We start from the raw sequence: 24,383 nt of genomic DNA, 5'->3' as shown, positions 1-24,383 counted from the left end.
ACGGCACTGCCACGGCGCGCGACTGAGCGCGCGCTCATGCCCTCATGCTACTTGCGGGTAACCATGCTGCCCAGTCCCCACGGGCCAAGCGGCGAACGTCACACCGCCGGGTGCCGTCGCAGGCGCACGAGAACGCCCCCCGGCCGAGGGCCGAGGGGCGTCGTGCACGCATCCGCAGGGGTCCCGCAGGGGTCAGCCCCGCGCGGCGGACAGCGCCGTCACGAGCACCGGCGTCACCTGCTCGACCTGCCAGCGCCGGGCGCCGTGCCCGGCCAGGGCCGCGGCCACCGAGTCCGCGTCCACGGAGGCCGGCGGCTCCCAGCAGACCCGGCGCACGGTGTCCGGCGTGATCAGGTTCTCCTGCGGCATGTTCAGCGACTCGGCCACCGTCGACACCGCGGCCCGCGCGGCGGACAGGCGTGCGGCCGCGGCCGGGTCCTTGTCGGCCCAGGCACGGGGCGGCGGCGGTCCGGCCACCGGCTGTCCCGGCTGCGGCAGCTCGGCGTCCGGCAGGGCCCTGGCCCGGTCCACGGCGGCCTGCCACTGCTCCAGCTGACGGCGGCCCATGCGGTGCCCGAAGCCGGGCAGCGCGGCCAGCGCCTGCGCGTTGACCGGGAGCGCCAGGGCGGCCTCGACGATCGCGGTGTCCCCGAGGACCTTGCCCGGCGACACGTCGCGCCGCTGGGCGACCCGGTCGCGGGCCGTCCACAGCTCGCGCACGACCGCCATCTGCCGCCGCCTGCGCACCTTGTGCATCCCGGACGTGCGGCGCCACGGATCCTTGCGCGGGGGAGCGGGCGGCGCGGAGGCGATCGCCTCGAACTCCTGGTGGGCCCAGTCGAGCTTGCCCTGCCGGTCGAGCTCCTTCTCCAGCGCGTCGCGCAGGTCCACCAGGAGTTCGACGTCGAGCGCGGCATAGCGCAACCAGGGCTCGGGCAGCGGCCGCGTCGACCAGTCGACCGCGGAGTGCCCCTTCTCCAGTACGTAGCCGAGGACGCTCTCGACCATCGCGCCGAGCCCCACCCGGGGGAACCCGGCGAGCCGTCCGGCCAGCTCGGTGTCGAAGAGCGCCGAGGGGACCATGCCTATTTCCCGCAGGCACGGCAGGTCCTGGGTGGCCGCGTGCAGCACCCACTCCGCGTCCGCGATGGCGGCGCCGAATCCGGACAGGTCGGGGCAGGCGATGGGGTCGATGAGCGCACTGCCCGCACCCTCGCGGCGCAGCTGCACGAGATACGCGCGCTGTCCGTAGCGGTAACCGGAAGCACGCTCGGCGTCGACGGCGACAGGTCCGGTGCCCGCGGCGAAGGCCGCGACCACCTCGGCGAGCGCGGCCTCGTCGGCGATCACCGGCGGAATGCCCTCGCGCGGTTCGAGCAGGGGGATCGGCGCCTCTCCAACAGATCCGCCGTCGTCCGGAGTCAGCGACATTAGCGGCTGCCGCCGCGGGCCTCCGGTGGTGCGCAGTGAACTGTCTGCTGCGGTCTCTTGGGCGTCGGTCACCTGTCAAGGGTATCTGTGAACGGACGACGCCCGTCGACGGAACGTTCCGTCGACGGGCGTTGATGGTCCGTAAACCGGAAGGATCCGGCCACGGGTCGATCAGTGGATGATTCCGGTGCGCAGCGCGACCGCCACCATCCCGGCGCGGTCACCCGTGCCGAGCTTGCGCGCGATGCGGGCGAGGTGGCTCTTGACGGTCAGTGCGGACAGGCCCATCGAGACGCCGATGGCCTTGTTCGACTGACCCTCGGCGACGAGCCGGAGCACCTCGACCTCACGGCCGGAGAGCTCGCGGTAGCCGCCCGGGTGGCTCGGGGCACCCGGGGGGCGGCGGTGCATACGGGCGGCCGCGGCACCGATCGGGGCGGCGCCGGGGCGGGTGGGGAGTCCGACGTTCGTACGGGTGCCGGTGACGACGTAGCCCTTGACGCCGCCCGCGAGGGCGTTGCGTACGGCACCGATGTCGTCGGCGGCGGAGAGGGCGAGGCCGTTGGGCCAGCCCGCTGCTCGGGTTTCGGAGAGAAGCGTCAGTCCGGATCCGTCGGGGAGGTGGACGTCGGCGACGCAGATGTCGCGGGGGTTGCCGATGCGGGGACGAGCCTCCGCGACGGACGAGGCCTCGATCACGTCACGAACACCGAGCGCCCACAGGTGGCGGGTCACGGTGGAACGGACGCGGGGGTCGGCCACGACCACCATCGCGGTCGGCTTGTTCGGGCGGTAGGCGACCAGGCTTGAGGGCTGCTCGAGGAGAACGGACACCAGGCCTCCTGGGGTGCGGGACGGAGCCGGCTCTGGGGGTGAAGCCGGGATGAACCGTGCTTTCAAGGTCACAGAGCTCTTCGGCAGCAAACCCGCCCGCCTTTAGAGAAAGATCACGATTTGGTGAGTAACAATTCACGCAATTCGGACACGCTATCGATCATCCGAAGATCGAACCGAATCGAACCGGGTCGCATCATGACCGAGGGGCGGATCCGACGCGGCCGAAATCCGCCCCTCGCAACGGTCCTGAAGAACGGTCAGGAAGGCTGCGGCCCACGCCGCTGAGGGAGCGTCACCACCGCTCCCTCGCCGCCCGGGGCCGCCGCAGGGGGCAATCCGGCGACCTGGCACAGCAGCTCGCACCAGGCCGTCAGGTGCGCGGCGGTGTCCGGAACCCCGCCGGGCCCCTCCCGCGGCGTCCACGACGCACGGATCTCGATCTGCGAGGCCGCGGGCCGGTCGCCGATGCCGCCGAAGTAGTGCGAACTGGCCCGGGTGACCGTGCCCGACGGCTCCCCGTACGAGAGCCCGCGCGCCGCGAGGGCGCCCGTCAGCCACGACCAGCAGACGTCCGGGAGCAGCGGATCGGCGGCCATCTCCGGCTCGAGCTCCGCGCGCACCAGCGTCACCAGGCGGAACGTGCCGTGCCACGCGTCGTGCCCGGCCGGGTCGTGCAGCAGGACGAGCCGGCCGTCCGCCAGGTCGGAGTCGTCGGCGGCGTCGACGACCGTGGCCTCCAACGCGTAGGAGAAGGGGGCCAGGCGCTGCGGCGGGCGCGTGGGGTCGATCTCGATCTCCGGGCGCAGCCGCGCGGACCGCAGGGCGTCGACGGCCGTGCGGAAGGGCAAGGGGGTGGTGTCCCCTTCTTCAACGTGTGCAGCGTTCATGTCCCGAGCGTTCTGCCCCTCCCGCACCGATTCACGCATCCCGTCAGAGTCGTCCGTGCCGTCTGTGCCATCTGAGTCTTCCGGGCCGTTCGACCGTCCCTGCGCCGCAGCCATGCCGGGAAGATTAAGGGGAACGGGCGCTTCGCGCAGGCAAGGACACCCGGCACGGACGCCGTTCTCGGCCCGCTTCGGGGGCGTGCGAGACTTTCCGGTGTGAGTGCCAACACCGAGGCCACGGGCCAGCAGCCGTCAGCGACGTACGAAGCCACCAAGGATTCAGCCTTCCTCAAGGCGTGCAGGCGCGAGCCCGTGCCGCACACGCCGGTGTGGTTCATGCGGCAGGCGGGACGTTCGCTGCCCGAGTACCTCAAGGTGCGCGAGGGCATCCCGATGCTGGAGTCGTGCATGCGGCCCGAGCTGGTCGCCGAGATCACGATGCAGCCCGTGCGCCGGCACGACGTGGACGCGGCGATCTACTTCAGCGACATCGTCGTCCCGCTCAAGGCCATCGGCATCGACCTCGACATCAAGCCCGGTGTCGGCCCGGTCATCGCGAACCCCATCCGCACCCGCGCCGACCTCGCGCAGCTGCGCGACCTGACCCCTGAGGACGTCTGGTACGTCACCGAGGCCATGGGGCTGCTCACGGCCGAGCTCGGCGAGAAGCCGCTCATCGGTTTCGCGGGCGCGCCGTTCACCCTCGCCAGCTACCTCGTGGAGGGCGGCCCGTCGCGCAACCACGAGAACACCAAGGCCCTGATGTACGGCGACCCGCAGCTGTGGGCCGACCTGCTCGACCGGCTCGCCGAGATCACCTCCGCGTTCCTGAAGGTGCAGATCGAGGCGGGCGCGAGCGCCGTGCAGCTCTTCGACTCCTGGGTGGGCGCGCTGGCCCCCGCCGACTACCGCCGCTCCGTGATGCCCGCCTCCGAGAAGGTCTTCCGGGCCGTCGAGTCCTACGGCGTCCCGCGCATCCACTTCGGCGTCGGCACCGGTGAGCTGCTCGGACTCATGGGCCAGGCCGGCGCGGACGTCGTCGGCGTGGACTGGCGCGTACCGCTGGACGAGGCCGCGCGCCGCGTCGGCCCCGGCAAGGCGCTCCAGGGCAACTTCGACCCGGCGATCCTCTTCTCCACGCCCGAGGCCATCGAGACCAGGGCCCGTGAGGTCCTCGACGCGGCCGCCGGCCTGGAGGGCCACGTCTTCAACCTCGGCCACGGCGTGCCGCCGAACACCGACCCGGACGCGCTGACCCGGCTCGTGGAGTACGTCCACACGCAGACCGCCCGATAGACGCGCCTATCCCGCGGCGCGGACCGCTGTCACCGCCTTCCGCGCCGCCACCAGGACCGGGTCCCACACCGGAGAGAATGGGGGCGCGTACCCGAGGTCCAGGGCCGTCATCTGCTCCACCGTCATGCCCGCCGTGAGCGCGACCGCCGCCACGTCGACGCGCTTGGCGGCGCCCTCGCGCCCCACGATCTGCACGCCGAGCAGCTTGCCGGTGCGGCGCTCGGCGAGCATCTTCACCGTCATCGGCGCGGCGCCCGGGTAGTAACCCGCCCGGCTCGTCGACTCGATGGTCACCGTCACGAACTGCAGGCCCGCGCGCCGCGCGTCCTTCTCGCGCAGCCCCGTGCGCGCGATCTCCAGGTCGCACACCTTGCTCACGGCGGTCCCGACGACGCCGGGGAAGGTCGCGTAACCGCCGCCGACGTTCGTTCCGATGACCTGTCCGTGCTTGTTCGCGTGCGTGCCGAGCGCGACGTACCGCTCGCCGCCCGACACCAGGTCGTGCACCTCGACGCAGTCGCCGCCCGCCCAGACGTTCTCGTGGCCGCGCACCCGCATCCCCAGGTCCGTGAGCAGACCGCCGTGTTCGCCGAGCGGCAGCCCCGCGTCCCGCGCCAACGCGGTCTGCGGGCGGACCCCGATCCCCAACACCACGACGTCCGCGGGGAATTCGGCGTCCTCCGTGGCCACGGCCCGCACCCGGCCGTCGTCGCCCGTGAGGATCTTCGTCACCTCGGCGTCGCCGACCATGGTGATGCCGAGCCCGGTCATCGCCTCGTGCACCAGGCGCCCCATGTCCGGGTCGAGCGTCGACATCGGCTCGGCGCTCCGGTTGACGACCGTCACCGCGTACCCGCGGTGCAGCAGCGCCTCGGCCATCTCGACGCCGATGTACCCGGCGCCGACCACGACGGCCCGCCGCCCCCGAGTCGCCCCCAACGTGTCGAGCAGCGCCTGCCCGTCGTCCAGCGTCTGCACGCCGTGCACGCCTGGCGCGTCGATCCCGGGCAGGTGCGGACGCACGGGACGCGCCCCGGTCGCGATCACGAGCTTGTCGTACGCGACCCAGGACTCGGCCCCGCCGTCGACCTCGCGGGCCCGTACCCGGCGCCCCTCGACGTCGATCTCCACGACCTCCGTGCGCATCCGCAGGTCGATGTCGCGCGCCCGGTGCTCCTCGGGCGAGCGCGCGATCAACTCGTCGCGCTCGCCGACCTCGCCGCCCACCCAGTACGGGATCCCGCACGCCGAGAACGACGTGAAGTTCCCCCGCTCGAAGGCCACGATCTCCAACTCGTCCGGGCCGCGCAGCCGACGTGCCTGCGACGCGGCGGACATGCCCGCCGCGTCGCCACCGATGACCACAAGCCGCTCGCGCGCAGAGTTCTCAGTGCTCATGCGCCCCACGCTACGTGGGGCCGGCCCGCGCGGGCCCTCACTCCTGCTCGTCGCCCGCCGGTTCCGGGGCCGCGGGCAGGCGCCGCCGGGGCCGCACGAGGCGCAGCCACGCGAACACGAGCAGCGCCGCGACCGCCGCGAACGGCAGGACCGCCGCGAGCGCCATCGCCACCCACTTCAGCGCGGTCACGAAGGCGCCCCAGCCGCCCGACAGCGCGTCCAGGAACCCCGGATCGTCGTCCTCGTCGCCCGCCGACTTCGGCGGCGTCTGGGACAGCTTCAGCGTGATCGTCGCGAGCGTCGTGCGGTCCTTCAGCGACGCCTGCTGCGCGAGCAGCGCCTCGAGCTCGGACTGGCGGCTGCTCAGTTCCCCCTCCAGGGCCACCACATCGCTCAACTTCGTGGCCCGGTCCATGAGTTCACGCACCCGCGCCACGCTGGCCCGCTGCGACTTGATCCGGCTGTCCACGTCGACGACCTGGTCGGTGACGTCCTTCGCCGTCACGTTCCGCTCCAACAGGCGCCCCGCGCCCGAGAGTTGGTCGAGGACGTCCTCGTACGCCTCCTGCGGCACCCGCAGAGTGACCCGTGAGCGCTCGCGGCCGTGGTCGTCGCGGTCGGTCGTCTCGTCGCCGACCATGCCGCCCGCGTTCTCCGCGACGGTGCGCGCCTTGTCGAGCGCATCCGGTACGTCCTTGACGCGGACGGAGAGCGTGGCGGTGCGGATGATGTGGACCCCGGTGAGGTCGGCCGGCTTCTTCGGCGCCGCGCTCGCACCCGACTTCCCGCTGTCGGCCCGCCCGCTGCCGGCGGCCCCGCCGCCCGCCTCCTGCGGTGCGGCCGCCTTGTCGTCGCCCGCGGCAACACCCTTGTCGCCGCTGTCGGAGGCGCCCGAGCAGCCCGTGAGCGCGAGCCCCACCGCGAGCAGCAGTGCGGCAAAACCCTGGAGCGGGCGCAGGCGTGGCCTCGTACGTGTCGTTCCGGACGTGTGCATCGACGTAACCCCCGAGGGACGTGACGGTCATCGGACGCCTCCTTCGACGCGCGAAGGCGCCCGCGCGACGTTGCCGAGCGGTTCCGAACCGGTCACGGTCGGGACTCGTCCGGGGCACCCGCCGCGTTCTGAGAGAGTGGGGGCATGCGCGAAACGGACACACGTACGGGAAGTGGGCGGGGCCGCGACGGCCGCGACGGCCGCGAAGTCCTTGTCATCGGCGGCGGCATCGCGGGCCTGGCAGCAGCGCACCGATTGCTCACCGGTTCCTCGGCCGCCGACCCCGTGCGCGTGACGGTCCTCGAGGCCTCCGACCGCCTCGGCGGCAAGCTGCGCGCGGGCGAGATCGCCGGAGCACGCGTCGACCTCGGCGCCGAGTCGCTCCTCGCCCGCCGCCCCGAAGCGGTGGGCCTCGCCCGGGACGTGGGCCTCACCGACCGCCTCACGCCCCCGGCCACGGCGACCGCCTCGATCTGGACCCGCGACGCCCTGCGCCCGATGCCGAAGGGGCACGTCATGGGCGTCCCCGGCACCGCCGACGCGCTCGCCGGGGTCCTCTCCGACGAGGGCCTGCGCCGCATCGCACAGGACGCCGAGCTCCCGCCCACGGAGCTGGGCGACGACGTCGCCGTGGGCGCGTACGTGGCGGCCCGCCTCGGCCGCGAGGTCGTCGACCGGCTCGTCGAACCGCTCCTCGGTGGTGTCTACGCGGGCGACGCCTACCGCATCTCCATGCGCAGCGCGGTCCCGCAGCTCTTCGAGGAGGCCCGCCGCCACCCGACGCTGATGGAGGCGGTCCGCGCGATCCAGGCCAGAGCGGCGGCCAACCAGCAGACGGGCCCGGTGTTCATGGGCATCGAGGGCGGTGTCGGCACGCTGCCTGACGCGGTCGCGGACGCGGTGCGGCAAAGCGGCGGCGAGATTGTCATGGGGGAGCGGGCGACCTCCCTGGGGGCGCGGGGAACTGCGCGAGCAACCACGACGAACGCGCAACCGACGGCCGGTCGCGAGCCCCTATGGCGAGTAGTCACAGAATCGGGCCGCACCTTCGACGCGGACCAGGTCGTCATCGCGCTCCCCGCCCCCGCCGCGGCGAGCCTGCTGCGCACCGCCTCCCCGAAGGCCTCCCAGGAACTCCGGGCGATCGAATACGCGAGCATGGCCCTGATCACCCTGGCGTACGACAGGAACCGGGCCGAACTCCCCGCCGGCAGCGGATTCCTCGTGCCTCCGGTGGACGGCCGCACCATCAAGGCCGCCACCTTCGCCTCGCAGAAGTGGGGCTGGATCGCGGACGAGAACCCGGACCTCCTACTCGTCCGCACCTCGGTCGGCCGCTACGGCGACGAGAAGGACCTGACCCGGGACGACGACGACCTCACGGACATCGCGCGCAACGACCTGAACGAGGCGATCGGGCTCACCGCGACCCCGGTCGCGTCCCTCGTGACCCGCTGGCAGGACGGCCTGCCCCAGTACCCGGTCGGTCACCCGGCCCGGGTGACCCGCATCCGCGAACACCTGGCCCAGCTGCCGGGAATCGCCGTGTGCGGAGCGGCGTACGACGGCGTCGGCATCCCCGCGTGCATCGCGAGCGCGCACGCGGCCGTCGACGAACTGCGCGGGGACCTGGGCGCCCGCGACGAACTGAAGGCGAACCCGGTGCAGAGCTTGCACGGCGGAGCAGGAGAATGAGGGACATGAGCGACGAGAACACCACCACCGACGCGGCGGCAGCCCGTATCCCGAACAAGGGCAAGTTGGCGAAGGACCTGAACGAGGTCATCCGCTACACGCTCTGGTCGGTCTTCAAGCTGAAGGACGTACTTCCGCAGGACCGGACCGGTTACGCCGACGAGGTCCAGGAGCTCTTCGACCAGCTCGCCGCGAAGGACGTCACGATCCGTGGCACGTACGACGTGTCAGGGCTGCGCGCCGACGCCGACCTCATGATCTGGTGGCACGCGGAGACCGCCGACGAGCTGCAGGAGGCGTACAACCTCTTCCGCCGCACGAAGCTGGGCCGCGCGCTCGAGCCCGTGTGGTCGAACATGGCGCTGCACCGCCCCGCCGAGTTCAACCGCTCGCACATCCCGGCGTTCCTGGCCGACGAGACGCCCCGCAACTACGTCTCGGTCTACCCCTTCGTGCGCTCCTACGACTGGTACCTGCTGCCCGACGACGAGCGCCGCAAGATGCTCGCCGACCACGGCAAGATGGCCCGCGGCTACCCGGACGTGCGCGCCAACACGGTCGCCTCGTTCTCGCTCGGCGACTACGAGTGGATCCTCGCGTTCGAGGCGGACGAGCTGTACCGGATCGTCGACCTGATGCGTCTGCTGCGCGGCTCCGAGGCGCGGATGCACGTGCGCGAAGAGGTCCCGTTCTACACGGGCCGCCGCAAGAGCGTGGCCGAGCTGGTGGCGGGGCTCGCCTAGTTTCAGCCCCGCCCTGGTACGAGAGGCAGCGGGGTCCGGGGCAGCGCCCCGCGACCCCGCTCACTCATGAGATCAACCAGCCGCGCGGGGCTCTGCCCCGAGCCCGCGGGACCCGGCACCCAGCGGCGCCGGCTCCGCATGCGGCGCACACGCCGCGGCGCGCCGCACCGGCAGCTGCCCGTCCAGGACGTACGCGTCCAGGTGCCCGTTGATGCACGCGTTCGCGCCGCCCGCGATCCCGTGCGTCCCGGCCTCCCGCTCCGTCACGAGCACGGACCCGGCGACCCGCCGGTTCAGCTCCTTCGCGCCGGTGTACGGCGTCGCCGCGTCCCGCTCGGCGGCCAGGATCAGCGTCGGCGGCAGCGCGCCCGGGCGGGTGCGCACGTCGACCGGCTGCTGGCGCGGGGCGGACCAGTACGCGCACGGCAGGTTCATCCACGCGTTGTCCCACGTCTCGAACGGCGCGGTGCGCGCGAGCCGCGTGTTGTCGCGGTCCCAGGTGCGGAAGTCGGTCGGCCAGGGCGCGTCGTTGCACTCGACGGCCGTGTAGACGGCGTTGCTGTTCTCGTTCTCGGCGGCGGCCTCCGGGCTCGGCGCGGCCTGCTCGATCAGCGGCTTCGGGTTGCCCTTCAGGTACTCCGAGAGTGCCACGGCCCGCATCGGCCAGTAGTCGTCGTAGTACCCGGCCTGGAGGAAGGCGGCCTGGAGCTGGCCCGGGCCGACCTTCTTGCCCGCCGGTTCGTGCGCCAGCTCGGCGCGCACCTTCTCGTACGAGGTGAGGACCTCGTCCGGCGTCGTGCCCAGGTGGTACGTGGCGTCGTGCCGGGCGACCCACGCGCGGAAGTCGGCCCAGCGGCGCTCGAACGCGGCCGACTGCTCGAGGTTGTTGGCGTACCAGATCTGGCCCGGGTCCGGGTTGACCGCCGAGTCGAAGACCATGCGGCGCACGTGCGAGGGGAACAGCTGCGCGTACACGGCGCCGATGTACGTGCCGTACGAGGCGCCCATGTACGTCAGCTTCTTCTCGCCGAGCGCGGCCCGCAGCACGTCCAGGTCACGGGCGTTGTTGAGGGTCGTGTAGTGCGCGAGGCCCGGGTTCTTGGCGCAGCCGCGCGCGTACGACTTGGCCTGCGCGACGCGTTCCTTCTTGTACGAGGCGGAGGGCTGCGTCGGCGCCTGGGTGGGGGCCTTCGCGAACTGCTCCGGGTTCTGGCAGGACAGCGGCGCCGAGCGGCCCACGCCGCGCGGCGCGTACCCCACGAGGTCGTAGGCGGCGCCGATGCGCTTCCACTCCGGCATGACGCCGACCATCGGGAAGTACATGCCGTTGCCGCCGGGGCCGCCCGGGTTGTAGACGAACGCGCCCTGGCGGGCGACCTTCTCGCCGCCGTTCCTGCCGGTGGCCCGGACGCGGCTGACGGTCAGTTTGATCTGCTTGCCGTGCGGACGGGCGTAGTCCAGCGGGACGGAGACCGTGCCGCAGGTGACCGGGGAGGGCAGGTTCTCCACGGCGGGGCAGTCGGCGAACTTGATGCCCGCGGCCGCGGCGCGCTGCGCGGCGACGGCGGTGCCGAGGGTCTCGGGGGAGTCGGGCACGGCGGTGGTGGCGCTCGCGCTGCCCGCGGGGGCGGCGACGAGGGCCGACAGGACCAGTGATCCCGCGGCCGCGTAGAGGGCGGATGCTGCTCTCATCGCTTGGATGCATCCCTTTCGTCGGGCTCTCGAACCCTTGCGGCTCGCGAACAAAAGGGATACTTGGGGCGGTAGTTGAGGAAGTAAAGCACCAGGTCGCCGGTGTCGGATCAATGACCCCGATGCGTCGCCCGCGCGCCTTTCAGGTCACTCGGCCGTGGCCGAGCGCGGCCCGTATCGCCGGGTCGTCCACCGCCCGCACCCCGCGCACGGCCACCGAGAGCAGGTTGCCGGTGCCCTTGGGCAGGGCGGCGAGGAGGCGCTGTCCCGCCGGTGAGGCCCAGCGCGTGTACGGGTGGATCTCGATCCGGGCGATGGCCAGACAGCTCAGGGTCAGCAGCAGCGGCAGCGTGAACCAGACCGCCACCGGCACGTCCGGCTGCCCCGACCGCCCGGGCATCAGGACGGCGACGGCGCCCAGGGCCGCCACCACGAGCGCGGCCGCCCGCACCTGGCGCACCGCGCCCGCGACGGTCGAGCGGGCCCCGTCCGGCACGGCGAGGCCCGCCGCGACGAGCCGCTCGGCCAGGGCGCGTACGGCGTCCCCCGCGGCGGCCGCCGCCCGCAGCGGCGCTGTCCGCGTCTGTCCTTCGGGCCCGATCGCGCCGATCACCGAGCGCTCCATGTCGTCCCGGCCGACCGGGTCGACGACCGTCGCCCACCCGGTGTGCGCGAGCAGCAGGCGGCGGCTGCGGGCCATCGACACGAGCGTCACGTCGGCGACCCGGTCGGGGCCGCCGGACAGGAACGCCGTCTCGTACAGCGAAAGTTCGCGCAGTTCGCGCCCGTGGTGCGGGTCACCCGCGGCGCGCTCGCCGTCGGCGGCGCGCACCGCCGCGAGGCACAGGCGCCCGCAGGAGACGCCCGCGACGGCGCAGGCGAGGACGAGGAACAGGACCCAGAACATGCGGAGTTTCTACGGCAGGTGTTCGGGCAGGCGCTACGGCCCGTTCAGTATGCGGACAGCGTGTTCGCCTTCGCCGGGGTCATCGGCAGGGTCACCGTCACGGCTTCGGGCTCGACGCGGCGGGTGGCAGGGTCAGCGTCGGAGTCGGGGTGACCGGCGTCGCCGAGCCGGGCGACGCGGTCGGTCCTGGCGGTGCGGGGGAGCGCGTTTCGGGCGGTGGGGTCGCCGTGGCCGCGCCGCGGGCCAGCGCGTCGAAGTCGACGAGCCCGGTCGCTTCCAAGACCTTGATGTGGTCGAGGACCGTGGTGTTCGCGTCGTCCGCGAGGTCCCGGACGAGCGAGTTGCGGGTCGAGGCGCGCACCTGGGCGACCAGGGAGAAGACCTGGCCGTGCGCGCGGCGCAGGATGTTGGCGAACTTCCGCTCGTAGTCCTCGCCCTTCGCGGCGGTCAACGTCCGCAGCCAGCCCTGCTGTTGGGCGTTCGGCTGGTTGGGCAGTTCCAGGTTGAGCCGCGCCGCGACCTCGCGCACCCGCGCGTCCAGGAAGGTGTGGCCCTGGACGAGGTGTTCCCCCGCGGTCTCGACCGCCTTGCTCGGCGCCCGCTCCTCGGCCTGCTGCCCGGCGGGCAGTTCCCACAGCCCGGCGAGCCGCACCTTGGTGATGAAGATCCGGTCGGTGGCCGACAGCGGCCCGAATCTGGTCGGTACGGTCTGGGAGTTGAGCGTGTCGAGACCGGTGCCCGAGCGGTCGGCGTACGACCAGATCGGGAAGACGAGTGCGGCGAGCGTCGCCATGAGTCCGGTAATGATGAGCGTCGTGCCGTTGATCCGGGTACCGCGTGTGGTGCGGATGGTGCGGGTGTCGCGTGTGCCGAGGGTCGATTCGGTGCGTGTGAGCAGTCGCATGGGGGTGCCTCCTGGTGCACCGCCGCACGCTAGTGCGCCCCGGGCACGGAGTGCCGGGCATCAGCGGGGACTACGTCAACTGCCGTACGGTGCGCGGGGGTTGCGCGGGCCGCGCGCCCCGCACGGGGTAGTACGGGGTAGTACGGGGCAGTAGGGGGTGATACGGGTGCTCAGCCCCTGCGCAGCGCGAACCGTGCGGCCCGCAGTGCCCGCGCCACCGGCCGCCCCGCCAGAGGTGCGGGTCCGGAGCGCTCCAGCCACCAGTCGGTCAGCTGCTTGCGGGCGAACGGCTCCTCGACGCGCTGCCCGAGCAGCAGGTCCTCGGCGAAGTCCAGCGCGTCGCGCCGGTAGCCGGCCGTCATCGGCCGCCGTCCCGCGTACGCCAGGAACGCGCCGCGATAGGCCTCGTGCCCCAGGATGCGGGGCAGTTCGGGTGCCACCTTGGCGACGACGTCGGCCCGCTTGCCCGCCAGCGCGCGGCTCTGCACGGCGAGCCGGGCCCGGTCGAAGCCCTCCGGCACCGGGGTGCCCGCGACGAGGGACGAGAGGAGAGAGGCCTGCGCGAGCGCGAGCCGCTCCCGTACGGACTCCTCAGCCTCCGCCATCTGTACGGAAGTTGTCGGGCACTGCGTCACCGGCTCGGGTGTGGTCAACGCGGGCGCGGCCGCCGAGGCGACGGTCTCCCGGATCACCGCCACCTCCCGGCCGAGCTCCGCCCCGTCCTCGGGAAAGTTCTCGTCGCGCTCCAGGAGCACGCCGGGCGGCGTCACCCGGGAGGCCAGATCGGCCAGGATGTCGAGGACCGGTCGCGGCACCGGGTGCGCGTGACTGTCGTGCCAGACGCCGTCGCGCTCGAAGCCGCCCGCGACATGGACGTACGCGATCGCCTCAACAGGCAACTCGTCCAGGGCCTTTGACGGGTCCTCACCTCGGTTGACGTGGTTGGTGTGCAGATTGGCCACGTCGATGAGGAGTCGTACGCCGGTGCGCTCCACCAGCTCGTACAGGAACTGCCCCTCGGACATCTCCTCGCCCGGCCAGCCGAACAGCGCCGCGATGTTCTCCACGGCCAGCGGCACCGGCAGCGCGTCCTGCGCGATCCGGACGTTCTCGCACAGCACGTCGAGCGCGTCGCGGGTGCGCGGCACCGGCAGCAGGTGCCCGGCCTCCAGGAGCGGCGACGCGGTGCGCTCGCCGCCCGCGCGGACGAACGCGATGTGCTCGGTGACCAGCGGCGAGCCGAGCGCCTTGGCCCGCACGGAGAGGTCGGCGAGCCGCTGTGCGTCCGGCCGCTCGGCGCCCCCGAGGCCGAGCGAGACGCCGTGCGGCACGACGGTGACCCCGCGCTCGCGCAGCCGCAGCAGGGCGTCGGGCAGATGGCCGGGGCACAGGTTCTCGGCGACGGCCTCGACCCAGTCGATGCCGGGCATCGCCTCGACGACGTCGGCGATCTCCGGCCGCCAGCCGATTCCGGTACCCAGGTGTGCCAGTCGCTCCATGATCGTCCCCCTCCGCCTGTGCCGTGACTGTTCTCTTCGCCGGGCGGGGCCGTTCGAACCCGGGGAGGGGGACGTTCAGAGCTACATTTGAGGTTTCCCGTCGCCCGTGGCCCCGGGCCGCCAGCCGGGGTCGCGCCCCAGCAGCGCCAGCATCGCGGCGAAGTCCGAGCCGCCCGCGGTCCTCTCGACGGGCGGGGCGAACGCGGCGCCCGGAGCGCGAGATTCCGGGTCCGTGGGAACCCGCAGGGCGACGGCGTGCGCGGCGGTCACGACCGGCGCGGGCAGCTCCACCCCGACGCCCAGGGTCACCGCGACGTCCCAGGCGTGGACGACGTAGTCGACGAGGTGGAACCCGACGGCGATCCGCCCGGGCCAGCCGCCGCCGGGCCCGGGCCCCTCCCGCAACTCGGGCAGCGTGAACTCCCTTTCCTCTACGCCCGGTTCGGCGAACGCGTCGAGCAGATCGAGCGCCGCGGCCCGGTGGGCCTCCCCGGGATCCGCCTCGTCCTGCCGCTCCCGCCACGGCGCGGGCTCCCCGCCGCCGCCACGGGCCGCGGCCGCGAACCCCCGGTGCTGGGCGGTCATGTGCGCGGCGAGGCGGCGCAGCGTCCAGCCCGCGCAGGGGGTGTCCCGCTCCCAGTCGTCGCCGCGGGCGAGGCCGAGGAGGCGTACGGACTCCTGGACGGCGAGGCGGTCGAGGGCGATCTGCCCGACGGGGTCGGTCATCGCGCTTCCTTTCCCGTGCGGGGTTCTGCCGTACGAGGTTCTGCCGTACGGAGTTCTCCCGTACGGGGCCGGGCGGTGGGCCAGGGGGTGTCTCCCGTGATGAGCGCCAGGGCGGCGTCCCACACGGCGGCGGCGTCGAAGCCGGGTGTGTCCCAGGCGGTGGCCCGCACCGACCCGTGGCCGCGGAACGCGCGGACGATGCGGACGTGGTCCGGGCGCCGGACGAAGCCGTCGAGCGCGTCCTGCCCGGTCCACACGGAGACGGAGCCCGAGCGGCGGCGCGGCGGATCGACCCACAGCCACATCCCGACGGCACCCGGGGTGCCGGGCCAAGTGCGGCGCAGACGCAGGCCGTTGGCGGCGACGCCCAGGGATCGCGTACGGGTGTCGGCGGTGAACTCCGTGACGCTGACCCGGACTTCACGGCTTTCGCCGTCGTGGTCGTGGTCGTCGCCGTCGTGGTCGTCGCCGTCGTGGTCGGTGGCGACGTGGAGCGCGGCCGGGCCGGGGCGCCAGGGGGCACGCAGGATTCTCGGTGTCATGCCCCTGAGCGTAAAACTAAACGAACGGTCGTGCTTAAACTTTGACGAAAGTCGAGGAGGACCCGGCGGGCCCCACTCTCTAGTCCGTCTCTAGTCCGTCTCTAGTTCGTTTCTAGTCCGTTCGCGGTGCGAGCTCCGGATCCGTCACCGCGGCGGCGAGCCGCGCCGCGATGCCGACCCGGGCCCGCCGGTACACGCCCGACTCGCCGTGCATCACCGAGTGCGCGTTCGCCATCTCCATCAGGGCGATCAACTCGAAGGCCAGCTGCGGCACATCGGTGTCCCGGCGCAGCTCGCCGAGCTCGCGCGCCTCCTCGGCGCAGCGCTCGACCAGGCCCACCCAGGACCGCTGGGCGCGCGCCAGCGCATCGTGCACCGCACCCTCGCGGGCGTCGTACTCGGCGAGCACTCCGTAGAAGAAGCAGCCGCCGGGGAAGACCCGGTCCTGGGAGTACCGCAGCCAGCGCCCGCACAGCCGCCACAGCCGTCCCACTCCGGCCGGGGCCTCCATGGCCGGGCGCACGACCTTCTCCTCGTACACCTGGGCGGCGGCCCGCACGGTCGCCAGCTGCAGCTCCTCCTTGGAGCCGAACAGGGCGAACACGCCGCTCTTGCTCAGCTTCAGTTCCGTGGCGAGCCGCCCGATCGACAGGGACTCGAGCCCTTCCACGGAGGCGATGTCGACGGTGCGGCGCAGCACGAGCCGCCGGGTCTCGTTCCCCCGCGCGACCCTGCCGTCCAGCGCGCTTCCCGCCTCAGTCATGCGTCCATGATGCGGCACAGGGGAGCGGCCGCCGCCGGCGGCTTCGGCCGACATCGGCGGCGGCCTGTGAGCACGGGAGCGCGCGTCTCCCCCTGCGCGGTTCACGTGCTCGTCGTCCCCGCCGGCCCGGAGGCGTGCGGGAGTTCGCCCCACGACGGGTCGGGGGGGACGCGAGGGCCGGGGCGTGTGTCGGCGAGAACGACCCGGCCGCTACGGCACTGTGTGCGGTGCGGTCCCGGGGTCTCGGGGGTGGAGCGGGGTGGAGCGGGGTGGAGAAGGGGCCGGCTCCGCGACGTGCCGGAGTCGACTCGTCCGAGTGTGAAGAGGCCCGGACCCAAGCGATGCTAGGACTCCCGGTCCCGCATGGCCAGAGCGTGGACCGGTCTTTCGGTCACCGAATCGCGGCCGGACCGGCATCGAGGTGCGTTCCGGCCGTGCGTCCGGGGCGCCCGGGGAACAGGAGGCGTGTGGCGACCGGTTCCGGGGGCGGGACGCCGCGGAGTGGGCCGTCTTCCCCACGCACGTCTCGACGGCGCGGTCGCTCCGTCCGGTCCCATTGGGGGAGCGCCGCGTCGACCCCCGCCCCGGAACGTGTCGTGCGCGCGTACGGCGGCAGCGGCCGTACGTGGGGTCTACACCCGTCGGTCAATCCGGTCGGAGGCCCTCGTCGGGCTCAGGAAGTCGTCAGCGCCGTGCGCGCCGCGCCGAGGATCTCCTCGGAGACCGGCGAGCCCGCGGTGGCCCGGGCCAGGACGAGCGCGCCGACCAAGGTGCACAGGCGGGTCATTCCGTCGGTGCCGTCCGTGCCGTCCGTGCCGTCGGTGCCGTCCGTGCCGTCGGTGTCGTCCGTGTTCTCCGGGTCGCCGGTGGCGAGGGCCGCGGCGAAGGCGGCGACGCCCTCGCTGTAGACCCGGCGGGCCGCGCTGTCGTCCGCCCCGCGTGCCATGTCGGTGACGAGTGCGGCGACGGGACAGCCGTCCGCCATGTCGTCCCGGTGCTCGACGGAGAGGTAGGTCTCGATCAGGGCCCGCTGATCGCCTGGGACGGCTTCCGTGCGGCGGTCCGCGGTCTCGGCGAACGCGTACGCCGTGGCCTCGTCGACCAGCGCCTCCTTCGAGGCGAACTGCTTGTAGAACCCGCCGTGCGTCAGGCCGGCCGCCTTCATCAGGTCCGCGACGCTGACGTGCGTCCCCTGCTCCCGGAAGAGCCGGGAGGCGGTCTCCACCACCCGTCGGCGGTTCTCCTGCGCCTGCGCCTGCGATACGCGGCCCATCGGGCACCTCCCCTTTGGATGTCGGTTGCCATCTATCCTAGTCTCGATGTTAGATGTCATCCATCATCTAAACGTCATCCAAGCGCGAGGGAGCAAGAGACATGGGATCGGACAGGGAAGCGGGACTGGAACTCAAGGGCGCCGTCGCCGTGGTCACCGGCGCCAACCGGGGCCTCGGCCGGCACCTCGCCGAGCAGCTGCTGCGGCACGGCGCGAAGGTGTACGCGGCGGCACGCCGCCCGGAGACCGTGGACCTGCCGGGCGCCGTGCCGCTGCGCCTCGACGTGACCGACGCGGAGTCGATCCGGGCCGCGGTCCGCGCCGCGCCCGACGCGACGCTGCTGGTGAACAACGCCGGGATCTCCACGGGCACGTCGCTGCTCGACGGGGACCCGGACGCGGTGCGCGCGGAGATGGAGACGAACTACTTCGGGCCGCTCTTCGTGACGCGCGCGTTCGCGCCGGTGATCGAGAGCAACGGCGGGGGCGCCGTGCTCAACGTCCTCTCCGTACTGTCCTGGCTGCACCCCGCGGGCCTCGGCTCCTACGCCGCGGCCAAGGCCGCCGCGTGGGCACAGACCGACGCGGTCCGAGAGGAACTGGCCCCGCGCGGCATCGCCGTATCGGCCCTGCACGTCGGCTACATGGACACCGACATGGCCGCCGGCATCCCCGCCGACCAGAAGGCCGACCCGGCCGCCGTCGCGGCGCAGGCGCTGGAGGGCATCGCGCACGGCCTGCCGGAAATCCTGGCGGACGACCTGACGCGTGAGGTCAAGCGGGGGCTTGCGGGGTAACCGGGGGCGGGTCTAGCGCCACTTTCGACACAGGTCCTAGTGGGCGCCGGGGAGCGGGCAGAAGCGGCGGCCGCCCTCGGCCACCACGGTGCAAGACCCCGGCGCGATCTCCGTGAACCCCGCGTCCCGCACCACCGGCAACCCGGCCCGCGTCAAAGGCTCCCAGCGGGCCCGGTCCGCGACCCGGACCGAGAGCGGGAAGCCCGCGTCGCGCCACTCCTTGCGGTCCGCGTCCGACAGCTCCCACCAGGCCAGTTGAGCCCCGTGGCCCGCCTGAGCCATGGCTTTGCCCGCCGTCATGTCCAGGTCGGGGTTGAGCCACAGGACCGGGGCCGACGGGTCGGGGTCCTTCGGCGGCTCGGGGTCGTCGAGGTCCGTGCCGGAGACCTGGAGGCGGGCCAGGTCCTTGGGCCAGCCGTCGAGGGGGACCGGCGGGAAGACCCGGACCTGGGTCTCCGCCGGGCCGGTGACCGTGATGCCTTCGAGCGCCTCGGCGCGGCGCCACTCCGCACCGCGTGCCCGCCGCACCACCTTGCGGATCCGCGCGTCCTGCCAGTCCCGCATCGCCTGCGCCCACGCGCCGTCGTCGAGCGAACGCTCGTCGGCGAGCATCACCAGGACCGCGCGCGCCGCCGTCTCCAGCGCGTCCGTACGGGCCGGGGGCGCGGCGCGCTCGATGCGCACCACGAGCGGCAGCACGAACTGCGGTGCCTCGTCGCGAGGGGTCGGCTCGGTGCGGAACGGGCTCTCGGGCGTGCTGTCGGCCGAGCCGCCGGGCGTGCCGTCGGCCGGGCGGGGTGTGGAGGTGTCGTCGCTGGTCACGTTCTTCAGTCTGCCAGTGGCCCCGGACACCCTCCGTCCCCCGGGTCACAGCCGTGCGGGACCATGGCCGCATGCGTTCCGCCCCGTCCCCAGGACTCGTCGCCCTGCGCAACGCCGGCCGCCGCTACGGCCCAGGCGGCCGCTGGGTGCTGCGCGGCGTCGACCTCGACGTGCCCGCGGGCGCCCTCGTCCGTGTCCAGGGCGCGAACGGCACCGGCAAGTCGACGCTGCTCAGGCTCGTCGCCGGGATCGACGCCCCGAGCGAAGGACGCCTCGTCGGGCGGCCGCGCACCGCGTACGTCCCCGAACGCTTCCCGGCCGCCCTGCCCTTCACCGCACTCGGCTATCTCACCCATCTCGGCCGCGTCCACGGTCTCGTACGCAAGGAGGCCACGCGGCGGGCCGCCCACTGGCTCGAGCGGTTCGGCGCCGAGGGGTACGCGCGCACGCCGCTCGCCGAGCTGTCCAAGGGCAGCAGCCAGAAGGTCGCGGTCGCCCAAGCCCTGCTCGCCGCACCGGAGTTGCTCGTCCTCGACGAGGCGTGGACCGGGCTCGACGCCGCCGCCCGCGACGAGCTGGACCGGGCCGTCGCCGAGCGCACCGCGGCCGGTGCCGCCGTGCTCTTCGTCGACCACGATCCGCGCCGCCTCGCGGACGTCACCGATGCCACCTATCTGATCGAGGGGGCAACTCTTCGGGATGCGGGGGGAGTTGTGGGAGGTGGTGCGGCTGCTGCAGGTGAAAGTGAAGGCGAAGGTGAAGGCGAAGGTGAAGGCGAAGGTGGAAGTGGAGGTGGAGGTGCGGGTGTTGGGCAGGTGGTCGTCACCGCTACCGCCCCCGTCGCCTCTGTCGCCGACTCCGTGCCGGGTTCCGGAACTCCCGAGCTGCCCGGACTTCCCGAACCGCACACGCTCACCCGTCTCGACCCCCGCACCGTACGCGTCACCGTGCCCGCCGACCGCTCCGACGCCGTCCTGCGTACGTTGCTGAACGCACGGCCGCCCTGGCACGTCGTCTCCGTCCGCAGCGAGCCCGCCCCGACCCCGCCGGAGAGCCGATGACCGCCGCCCTGCTCGCCTACCAGTCGGCCCTGCTGCTGCGCTCGCAGCGCTGGCTCGCGCCGGTCGTGCTGTACGCGGCGTTCCTCGCGATCGGCGTCCAGACCGGGCAGCCCGTGCTCGACTCGCTCGGGTACGCGGCTGCCGCCCTGCTGCCCGTCGGCGCCTGGCTGGTGCGGATCTGCGTCTCCAACGAGCCCCCGGCCGCCCGCAGTTGCACCGCCGCGGCCACCGCTCCCTGGCGCGCCCACCTGGCGAGCCTGGCCGCCGCCCTCCTCGCGACCCTGGCGCTCGGCGCGCTCGCGACCGGCGTCGTGACGCTCATCAGCGACGGCGCGAGCACCGACCACAAGGCGAAGGTGCCGCTGCTGCCGGCGGCCGGGTCCGGACTCCTCGCCATGCTGGTGTGCGCGCTGGTCGGCACCGCGGTCGGCGCCGTCACGACCTGGCCGGTGCTGCGCAGTACGGGCCTCGGCGTGGCCGGCATGCTGCTGTGCGCGCTGCTCGCCCTGGTCGCGCCCGGTTCCCCGGCGGGCTCGGCGGTGACGGCCCTGATCACGGGCTCGCAGCAGGGCCGTGTCCCGGCCCCGCTGCTCGCCCTCGCCGGAGCAGGCGTGCTGGCGACGGCCTGCGCGGCGGCAGCCTGCGCGCTCTCGTCGCGCCGCTGAGCGCTACCCGGAGCAGGCCGTGCGCTGTGCCTCTTGCCACTCGCAGCGCGGACACAGGGTCACGCCCTTCGTGGACTCCGGGTACTCCGTGGGCTCCCGGCACAGCACGCATTCGGCGACCGCCCCGTCGGCCCCGCTGCCCGCGCTCTGCGCACCCTCGACATGCTCTACGTGCTCTACGTGCTCCGTGCCCTCCGCGCGTTCCGTGCTCTCCACGTGTTCCCTGTGCTCCATGGGTGTCAGCGTACGGTCCACGGTCACGGCTTGCGGACCGTCCCGATCAGCTCCGAGACCCGGACGAACCGGTAGCCCTTCGCGCGCAGCGCGGGCACCACGGCCCGGACCACGCGCTCCGTCGTCGGGGCCGCGCTGCGCGTGCAGTGCATGACCACGACGGACCCGGGCCGCACCCCGCCAAGCACCTGCTGCGTCACCGCGCCCGCGTCCGTCGCGAACGCGTCGCCGCTCACCACGTCCCACTGCACGGCGGTGACCCCGGCCGGAGTGAGCGCCCGCAGCGCCTGCTTGTCGTAACAGCCGCCGGGGAAGCGGAAGTACGGGACCACGTGCGCGACCCCGGCCTTGCGGAACGCGGTGAAGGCGCGCTCGACGTCGGTGCGCATCCGCGCGGGCGGCACAGACGGCAGCCCGTAGCAGTCGCCGGTGAAGGCGTAGTGGCTGTAGGAGTGGTTCGCCACTTCGAACAGCGGGTCGGCGCCGATGTCCTTGGCCTGCGCCGGGTACTCGTCGGCCCAGCGCCCGGTCATGAAGACCGTGGCGGGCACCTTCAACTTCCGCAGCGTGGCGATGAGTTGAGGGTTGTCGAAGTGCTCGCCCGACGCGGCGCGCGGCCCCTGGTCCGCGGTCATGTCGGCGTCGAAGGTGAGCGCCACCGTGCGCTCCTTGGGCTTCGGGGCGCTCTTGAAGACGGGCGTGAGTCCGGCCGGGCCCGGGGCGAGCGTGGGCGGCCCGGTCGGCGACTTTGCGGCCGAAGGGCTCGCGGCGGGCCGCCCGGCCCGCCCCGGGGGTGTCGGCTCGGTGCCGCCGCCGGAACAGGCGGCGGCACCGAGAGCGAGGGCGCCGAGGGCGCAGGTCAGTGCGGTGCGACGGAGGGTGCTGATCACGCGGCGACGATAGCGCCGCAAAATGCGATTAGCCGGTCAAATTAGTCGGGCAAATCGGTGAACGCCTGACTTCCCGCCCCGCTCCACAGCTCCCTGCGGTCCCCGAACGGGTCGAACGCCACCGCGCCCACCCGGTCACCCGCCCCGGACCCCGGCAGCTCCCCGCCGAGCAGCATCGTCGCCCGCTCGCCCGGCTCGAACCGCGGCCACGACGGCAGCAGACGGTGCGCGGGCGCACCCTCCGTGGCGAAGTGCACCCAGGCCCCGCTCATCGCGTCCGCGAGCCGCTGCGGCGGCTCATCGCCCAGCCAGGCGGTGAGGCCGGGACCGTCCAGGACGTCGAAGACGTACGGGATGTCGAGCGTGTGCGTCGAGCCGAGGCCCCCGCCGAGCACCGGCGTGGGCTCCTGGAAGAGGTACGACCACACGCGCCCGCCGCCCTCGGCCGCCGCGTCCAGGAACGCGTCCGTGCCCTCCCGGAACAGCCGGTCGGTGAGCAGCGCGGCGAGGTTCTCGGTCGGTCGGTCCTGCGAACTGCCCTCGTACGTACGGTAGACGGCGCGGGCGCGCGCCCGCTGCTCGGCGTCGGGGAACGCCTCGGCGAGCGCCGCGTCGAACGCGTCCCCGGTGACGTCAGGGCCGAGCCCGACGAACAGGCGGCCCTCGTGCTCGTTCGTCCCGGCGAGCACGGGTATGTGGGCGCAGGACCCGTTGCGCAGGGCCTGCAGCGGGTGCAGCGGCAGCACGGACCCGTCCACGACCGGCGTGAACGGGATCTCGTGCACGGGGTGGCGGGTCATCAACTCGTCCTGGGCCGCGAGCAGTTGATCGACGCTCGCCTCCCTGACGTCCGTGACGCCCGTCTGCTCCTTCAGCACGGCCGCGTACGCCTGGGCCACCGCGGCCGCCTCGTCCGCGGAGCGCACCGCGCGCGGCGGCGCGCTCTGCAACGCAGCCCGGTGGATCAGCGGCCGGGCCGCGGGGGCGCCGAGCAGCGCGGCGACGCTGCCGCCGCCCGCCGACTCGCCGAACACGGTCACCCGGTGCGGGTCCCCGCCGAACCGTGCGATGTTGTCCCGCACCCACGCGAGCGCGGCGATCTGGTCCTGCAGGCCCAGGTTCGCGGACCCGGCGTACTCCTCGCCGAGCAGCTCGGGCACGTACAGCCAACCGAGCGCACCCAGCCGGTAGTTGAGGGAGACGACCACGACGCCGTACCGCTCGGCGAGCCGCTCGCCGTCGGTCCACACCTGATGCCCGTACCCCTGGACGTAGGCGCCCCCGTGCACCCACACGAGGACCGGCCGGTCCGGCCGGTCCGAACTCCCGCCGGGTGCCCAGACGTTGACGGTGAGACAGCCCGCCTCCGACGTCGCCACCCGTTCCGCACCGACCACGCTCTCCAGGAGCGGATCGGGCCCCTGCGGCGGCGCCGGGGAGGCGGCGAGGCAGTCCCGCACCCCGCTCCACGGCTCCGGCCTCGCGGGCGGCCGGAACCTCAACTCGCCCACGGGATCGGCCGCGTAGGGAATCCCCAGATAGCGCTGGACGCCGCTGCGCAGCCGCTCGCCGCGCACCCCGCCCGCGCCGGTCAGTGCCGTCACCTCGCTCACAGCCATCCCTCCAGGGACTTCATGAAGCCCGCGAAGTCGTCCCGGTGAATGGTGTGCCCGGCGCCCTGCACCGTACGCACCTCGAACCCGCGCCGCACCAGCTCCTCCTTCATCTCCTCCGAGACCAGGAAACTCGGCCCGGCGGCCTGCACCAGCGACGGTACGACGGGCCGCGCGGGCGTCCGGTCGACCGCCTGCTCCCCGGCGACGGCCAGGGCGCTCTGCGCGTCCCACGCGGCCAGCGTCGCCAGCTCGACGTCGATGTCCGCCTCCTCCCAGCGAGGATTGAGCTCGGCGATCAACTCCCGCCCGGCGCCCTGGAATTCCATGAACACGGCCGGGTCGACGGCCTGCGTCAGCGCCCACGCCGGATCGGAGTACACGGCACGCTGCGGCGCGAGCCGCTCCACCGCGAGGGACAGCGCGAGCCCGCCGAGCGAGTGCCCGATCGCCAGGTCCGCACCGGTGGGCAGCGTCTCGACGAGGTCGTCGGCGAACGCGGCCACGCTGTACGCACCGCGCCCGCTCTCCCCGTGCCCGCGCAGATCGACACCGATCACCCGATAGCCCCGCTCGGCCAGTGCGGGACCCACCCGCCGCCAGGTGCGGTGGTCCGACATGATCCCGTGGACCAGCAGGGCGACACGGTCGCCGCCGCCCCATTCCCGGGTGTGCAACTTCATCAGGGATGCCTTTCGTTCTCGTACGGCTGCCCAC

General features: G+C 73.3%; 24 protein-coding genes. 6 read left to right on the top strand and 18 right to left on the bottom strand.

Annotation, left to right across the window (positions count from 1 at the left end):
• Positions 1 to 192: 192 nt before the first annotated feature.
• The 3 genes from ACIBUY_RS06975 to ACIBUY_RS06965 form a co-directional block, all read right to left on the bottom strand.
• The gene (locus tag ACIBUY_RS06975) at positions 193 to 1,503 is read right to left on the bottom strand and encodes a ribonuclease D (protein WP_365569383.1); all 1,311 of its coding nucleotides are present in this window, start codon (positions 1,501 to 1,503) and stop codon (positions 193 to 195) included.
• A gap of 99 nt (positions 1,504 to 1,602) precedes the next feature.
• Positions 1,603 to 2,265 carry a response regulator transcription factor gene (locus ACIBUY_RS06970; RefSeq protein WP_164301513.1) on the bottom strand — a complete coding sequence of 221 codons (663 nt, stop codon included), beginning with the start codon at positions 2,263 to 2,265 and terminating at the stop codon, positions 1,603 to 1,605.
• Positions 2,266 to 2,525: 260 nt separating this feature from the next.
• On the bottom strand, positions 2,526 to 3,269 hold the full coding sequence (locus ACIBUY_RS06965; RefSeq protein ID WP_399152012.1) for a DUF3000 domain-containing protein: 744 nt from the start codon (positions 3,267 to 3,269) through the stop codon (positions 2,526 to 2,528).
• 99 nt (positions 3,270 to 3,368) lie between these two features.
• Between ACIBUY_RS06965 and hemE the strand changes: the two genes are divergently transcribed.
• Positions 3,369 to 4,448, top strand: coding sequence for a uroporphyrinogen decarboxylase (hemE, locus tag ACIBUY_RS06960; protein ID WP_365569389.1), 1,080 nt, complete (start codon positions 3,369 to 3,371; stop codon positions 4,446 to 4,448).
• 6 nt (positions 4,449 to 4,454) lie between these two features.
• Here the strand turns inward: hemE and ACIBUY_RS06955 are convergent, their stop codons facing one another.
• The gene (locus ACIBUY_RS06955; protein ID WP_399152011.1) at positions 4,455 to 5,846 is read right to left on the bottom strand and encodes an FAD-dependent oxidoreductase; all 1,392 of its coding nucleotides are present in this window, start codon (positions 5,844 to 5,846) and stop codon (positions 4,455 to 4,457) included.
• A 37-nt stretch (positions 5,847 to 5,883) separates the two neighbouring features.
• A complete protein-coding gene (locus ACIBUY_RS06950; RefSeq protein ID WP_399152010.1) occupies positions 5,884 to 6,840 on the bottom strand; it encodes a DUF4349 domain-containing protein in 957 nt (318 codons plus the stop codon).
• Between the two features lie 144 nt (positions 6,841 to 6,984).
• On the opposite strand from ACIBUY_RS06950, the gene hemG reads away from it, so the two are divergent.
• A complete protein-coding gene (hemG, locus tag ACIBUY_RS06945; protein WP_399152009.1) occupies positions 6,985 to 8,535 on the top strand; it encodes a protoporphyrinogen oxidase in 1,551 nt (516 codons plus the stop codon).
• Complete coding sequence (hemQ, locus tag ACIBUY_RS06940) at positions 8,532 to 9,278, top strand: hydrogen peroxide-dependent heme synthase (protein WP_399152008.1); 747 nt, start codon at positions 8,532 to 8,534, stop codon at positions 9,276 to 9,278. Before hemG ends, hemQ begins: the two co-directional genes overlap by 4 nt.
• Before the next feature lie 72 nt (positions 9,279 to 9,350).
• On the opposite strand, the gene ACIBUY_RS06935 is transcribed toward hemQ, so the two are convergent.
• The 8 genes from ACIBUY_RS06935 to ACIBUY_RS06900 all read right to left on the bottom strand — a co-directional run bounded on the left by ACIBUY_RS06935 (position 9,351) and on the right by ACIBUY_RS06900 (position 17,584).
• Positions 9,351 to 10,970 carry an alpha/beta hydrolase gene (locus ACIBUY_RS06935; RefSeq protein WP_399152007.1) on the bottom strand — a complete coding sequence of 540 codons (1,620 nt, stop codon included), beginning with the start codon at positions 10,968 to 10,970 and terminating at the stop codon, positions 9,351 to 9,353.
• A 142-nt stretch (positions 10,971 to 11,112) separates the two neighbouring features.
• The gene (locus ACIBUY_RS06930; RefSeq protein WP_399152006.1) at positions 11,113 to 11,877 is read right to left on the bottom strand and encodes a TIGR04222 domain-containing membrane protein; all 765 of its coding nucleotides are present in this window, start codon (positions 11,875 to 11,877) and stop codon (positions 11,113 to 11,115) included.
• Positions 11,878 to 11,974: 97 nt separating this feature from the next.
• Positions 11,975 to 12,670, bottom strand: a complete 696-nt coding sequence (locus ACIBUY_RS06925; RefSeq protein WP_399152166.1) for a DUF4142 domain-containing protein — start codon at positions 12,668 to 12,670, stop codon at positions 11,975 to 11,977.
• A 281-nt stretch (positions 12,671 to 12,951) separates the two neighbouring features.
• Positions 12,952 to 14,280, bottom strand: a complete 1,329-nt coding sequence (locus ACIBUY_RS06920; RefSeq protein ID WP_399152005.1) for a DUF692 domain-containing protein — start codon at positions 14,278 to 14,280, stop codon at positions 12,952 to 12,954.
• An 81-nt stretch (positions 14,281 to 14,361) separates the two neighbouring features.
• Positions 14,362 to 15,006 carry a TIGR03086 family metal-binding protein gene (locus ACIBUY_RS06915; protein ID WP_399152004.1) on the bottom strand — a complete coding sequence of 215 codons (645 nt, stop codon included), beginning with the start codon at positions 15,004 to 15,006 and terminating at the stop codon, positions 14,362 to 14,364.
• The gene (locus tag ACIBUY_RS06910) at positions 15,003 to 15,548 is read right to left on the bottom strand and encodes a hypothetical protein (RefSeq protein ID WP_399152003.1); all 546 of its coding nucleotides are present in this window, start codon (positions 15,546 to 15,548) and stop codon (positions 15,003 to 15,005) included. The genes ACIBUY_RS06915 and ACIBUY_RS06910 overlap by 4 nt, the downstream gene beginning before the upstream one ends.
• Positions 15,549 to 15,660: 112 nt before the next feature.
• Positions 15,661 to 16,311 (bottom strand): TetR/AcrR family transcriptional regulator, encoded by a 651-nt coding sequence (locus ACIBUY_RS06905; protein ID WP_365569419.1) that lies wholly within the window; start codon positions 16,309 to 16,311, stop codon positions 15,661 to 15,663.
• Positions 16,312 to 16,984: 673 nt separating this feature from the next.
• Entirely contained in the window at positions 16,985 to 17,584 is a 600-nt protein-coding gene (locus ACIBUY_RS06900; RefSeq protein ID WP_399152002.1) for a TetR/AcrR family transcriptional regulator, read from the bottom strand.
• A gap of 125 nt (positions 17,585 to 17,709) precedes the next feature.
• Between ACIBUY_RS06900 and ACIBUY_RS06895 the strand changes: the two genes are divergently transcribed.
• Positions 17,710 to 18,381 (top strand): SDR family oxidoreductase, encoded by a 672-nt coding sequence (locus ACIBUY_RS06895; RefSeq protein ID WP_399152165.1) that lies wholly within the window; start codon positions 17,710 to 17,712, stop codon positions 18,379 to 18,381.
• Positions 18,382 to 18,417: 36 nt separating this feature from the next.
• On the opposite strand, the gene ACIBUY_RS06890 is transcribed toward ACIBUY_RS06895, so the two are convergent.
• Positions 18,418 to 19,203 carry a peptidyl-tRNA hydrolase gene (locus tag ACIBUY_RS06890; protein ID WP_399152001.1) on the bottom strand — a complete coding sequence of 262 codons (786 nt, stop codon included), beginning with the start codon at positions 19,201 to 19,203 and terminating at the stop codon, positions 18,418 to 18,420.
• Between the two features lie 71 nt (positions 19,204 to 19,274).
• Between ACIBUY_RS06890 and ACIBUY_RS06885 the strand changes: the two genes are divergently transcribed.
• Positions 19,275 to 20,264: an ATP-binding cassette domain-containing protein gene (locus ACIBUY_RS06885; RefSeq protein ID WP_399152000.1), complete on the top strand. Its 990-nt coding sequence runs from the start codon at positions 19,275 to 19,277 to the stop codon at positions 20,262 to 20,264.
• The gene (locus tag ACIBUY_RS06880) at positions 20,261 to 20,929 is read left to right on the top strand and encodes an ABC transporter (RefSeq protein WP_365569431.1); all 669 of its coding nucleotides are present in this window, start codon (positions 20,261 to 20,263) and stop codon (positions 20,927 to 20,929) included. The genes ACIBUY_RS06885 and ACIBUY_RS06880 overlap by 4 nt, the downstream gene beginning before the upstream one ends.
• Positions 20,930 to 20,932: 3 nt before the next feature.
• Here ACIBUY_RS06880 and ACIBUY_RS06875 read toward each other — a convergent pair whose 3' ends face one another.
• From ACIBUY_RS06875 to ACIBUY_RS06860, 4 genes are read right to left on the bottom strand one after another with little or no spacing between them, the layout of a single operon-like run.
• The gene (locus tag ACIBUY_RS06875) at positions 20,933 to 21,163 is read right to left on the bottom strand and encodes a hypothetical protein (RefSeq protein WP_399151999.1); all 231 of its coding nucleotides are present in this window, start codon (positions 21,161 to 21,163) and stop codon (positions 20,933 to 20,935) included.
• 23 nt (positions 21,164 to 21,186) lie between these two features.
• The gene (locus tag ACIBUY_RS06870; protein ID WP_399151998.1) at positions 21,187 to 22,053 is read right to left on the bottom strand and encodes a polysaccharide deacetylase family protein; all 867 of its coding nucleotides are present in this window, start codon (positions 22,051 to 22,053) and stop codon (positions 21,187 to 21,189) included.
• A 41-nt stretch (positions 22,054 to 22,094) separates the two neighbouring features.
• Entirely contained in the window at positions 22,095 to 23,666 is a 1,572-nt protein-coding gene (locus ACIBUY_RS06865) for a carboxylesterase/lipase family protein (protein ID WP_399151997.1), read from the bottom strand.
• Positions 23,663 to 24,349, bottom strand: coding sequence for an alpha/beta fold hydrolase (locus ACIBUY_RS06860; RefSeq protein ID WP_365567000.1), 687 nt, complete (start codon positions 24,347 to 24,349; stop codon positions 23,663 to 23,665). The genes ACIBUY_RS06865 and ACIBUY_RS06860 overlap by 4 nt, the downstream gene beginning before the upstream one ends.
• Between the last annotated feature and the right edge of the window lie 34 nt (positions 24,350 to 24,383).

The organism is Streptomyces sp. NPDC050085, from assembly GCF_044460595.1.
Lineage (GTDB): Bacteria > Actinomycetota > Actinomycetes > Streptomycetales > Streptomycetaceae > Streptomyces.
The sequence above is the reverse complement of the archived record's forward strand: the minus strand, read 5'-3'. Positions and strand labels throughout refer to the sequence as shown.

Bases quoted from the DNA above. Each gene is read 5' to 3' on its own strand.
- ACIBUY_RS06965 (WP_399152012.1), bottom strand. From the start codon at position 3,269: ATGGCTGCGGCGCAGGGACGGTCGAACGGCCCGGAAGACTCAGATGGC.
- ACIBUY_RS06955 (WP_399152011.1), bottom strand. From the start codon at position 5,846: ATGAGCACTGAGAACTCTGCGCGCGAGCGGCTTGTGGTCATCGGTGGC.
- ACIBUY_RS06950 (WP_399152010.1), bottom strand. From the start codon at position 6,840: ATGCACACGTCCGGAACGACACGTACGAGGCCACGCCTGCGCCCGCTC.
- hemG (WP_399152009.1), top strand. From the start codon at position 6,985: ATGCGCGAAACGGACACACGTACGGGAAGTGGGCGGGGCCGCGACGGC.
- hemQ (WP_399152008.1), top strand. From the start codon at position 8,532: ATGAGGGACATGAGCGACGAGAACACCACCACCGACGCGGCGGCAGCC.
- ACIBUY_RS06935 (WP_399152007.1), bottom strand. From the start codon at position 10,970: ATGAGAGCAGCATCCGCCCTCTACGCGGCCGCGGGATCACTGGTCCTG.
- ACIBUY_RS06930 (WP_399152006.1), bottom strand. From the start codon at position 11,877: ATGTTCTGGGTCCTGTTCCTCGTCCTCGCCTGCGCCGTCGCGGGCGTC.
- ACIBUY_RS06925 (WP_399152166.1), bottom strand. From the start codon at position 12,670: ATGGCGACGCTCGCCGCACTCGTCTTCCCGATCTGGTCGTACGCCGAC.
- ACIBUY_RS06920 (WP_399152005.1), bottom strand. From the start codon at position 14,280: ATGGAGCGACTGGCACACCTGGGTACCGGAATCGGCTGGCGGCCGGAG.
- ACIBUY_RS06915 (WP_399152004.1), bottom strand. From the start codon at position 15,006: ATGACCGACCCCGTCGGGCAGATCGCCCTCGACCGCCTCGCCGTCCAG.
- ACIBUY_RS06910 (WP_399152003.1), bottom strand. From the start codon at position 15,548: ATGACACCGAGAATCCTGCGTGCCCCCTGGCGCCCCGGCCCGGCCGCG.
- ACIBUY_RS06905 (WP_365569419.1), bottom strand. From the start codon at position 16,311: ATGACTGAGGCGGGAAGCGCGCTGGACGGCAGGGTCGCGCGGGGGAAC.
- ACIBUY_RS06900 (WP_399152002.1), bottom strand. From the start codon at position 17,584: ATGGGCCGCGTATCGCAGGCGCAGGCGCAGGAGAACCGCCGACGGGTG.
- ACIBUY_RS06885 (WP_399152000.1), top strand. From the start codon at position 19,275: ATGCGTTCCGCCCCGTCCCCAGGACTCGTCGCCCTGCGCAACGCCGGC.
- ACIBUY_RS06880 (WP_365569431.1), top strand. From the start codon at position 20,261: ATGACCGCCGCCCTGCTCGCCTACCAGTCGGCCCTGCTGCTGCGCTCG.
- ACIBUY_RS06875 (WP_399151999.1), bottom strand. From the start codon at position 21,163: ATGGAGCACAGGGAACACGTGGAGAGCACGGAACGCGCGGAGGGCACG.
- ACIBUY_RS06860 (WP_365567000.1), bottom strand. From the start codon at position 24,349: ATGAAGTTGCACACCCGGGAATGGGGCGGCGGCGACCGTGTCGCCCTG.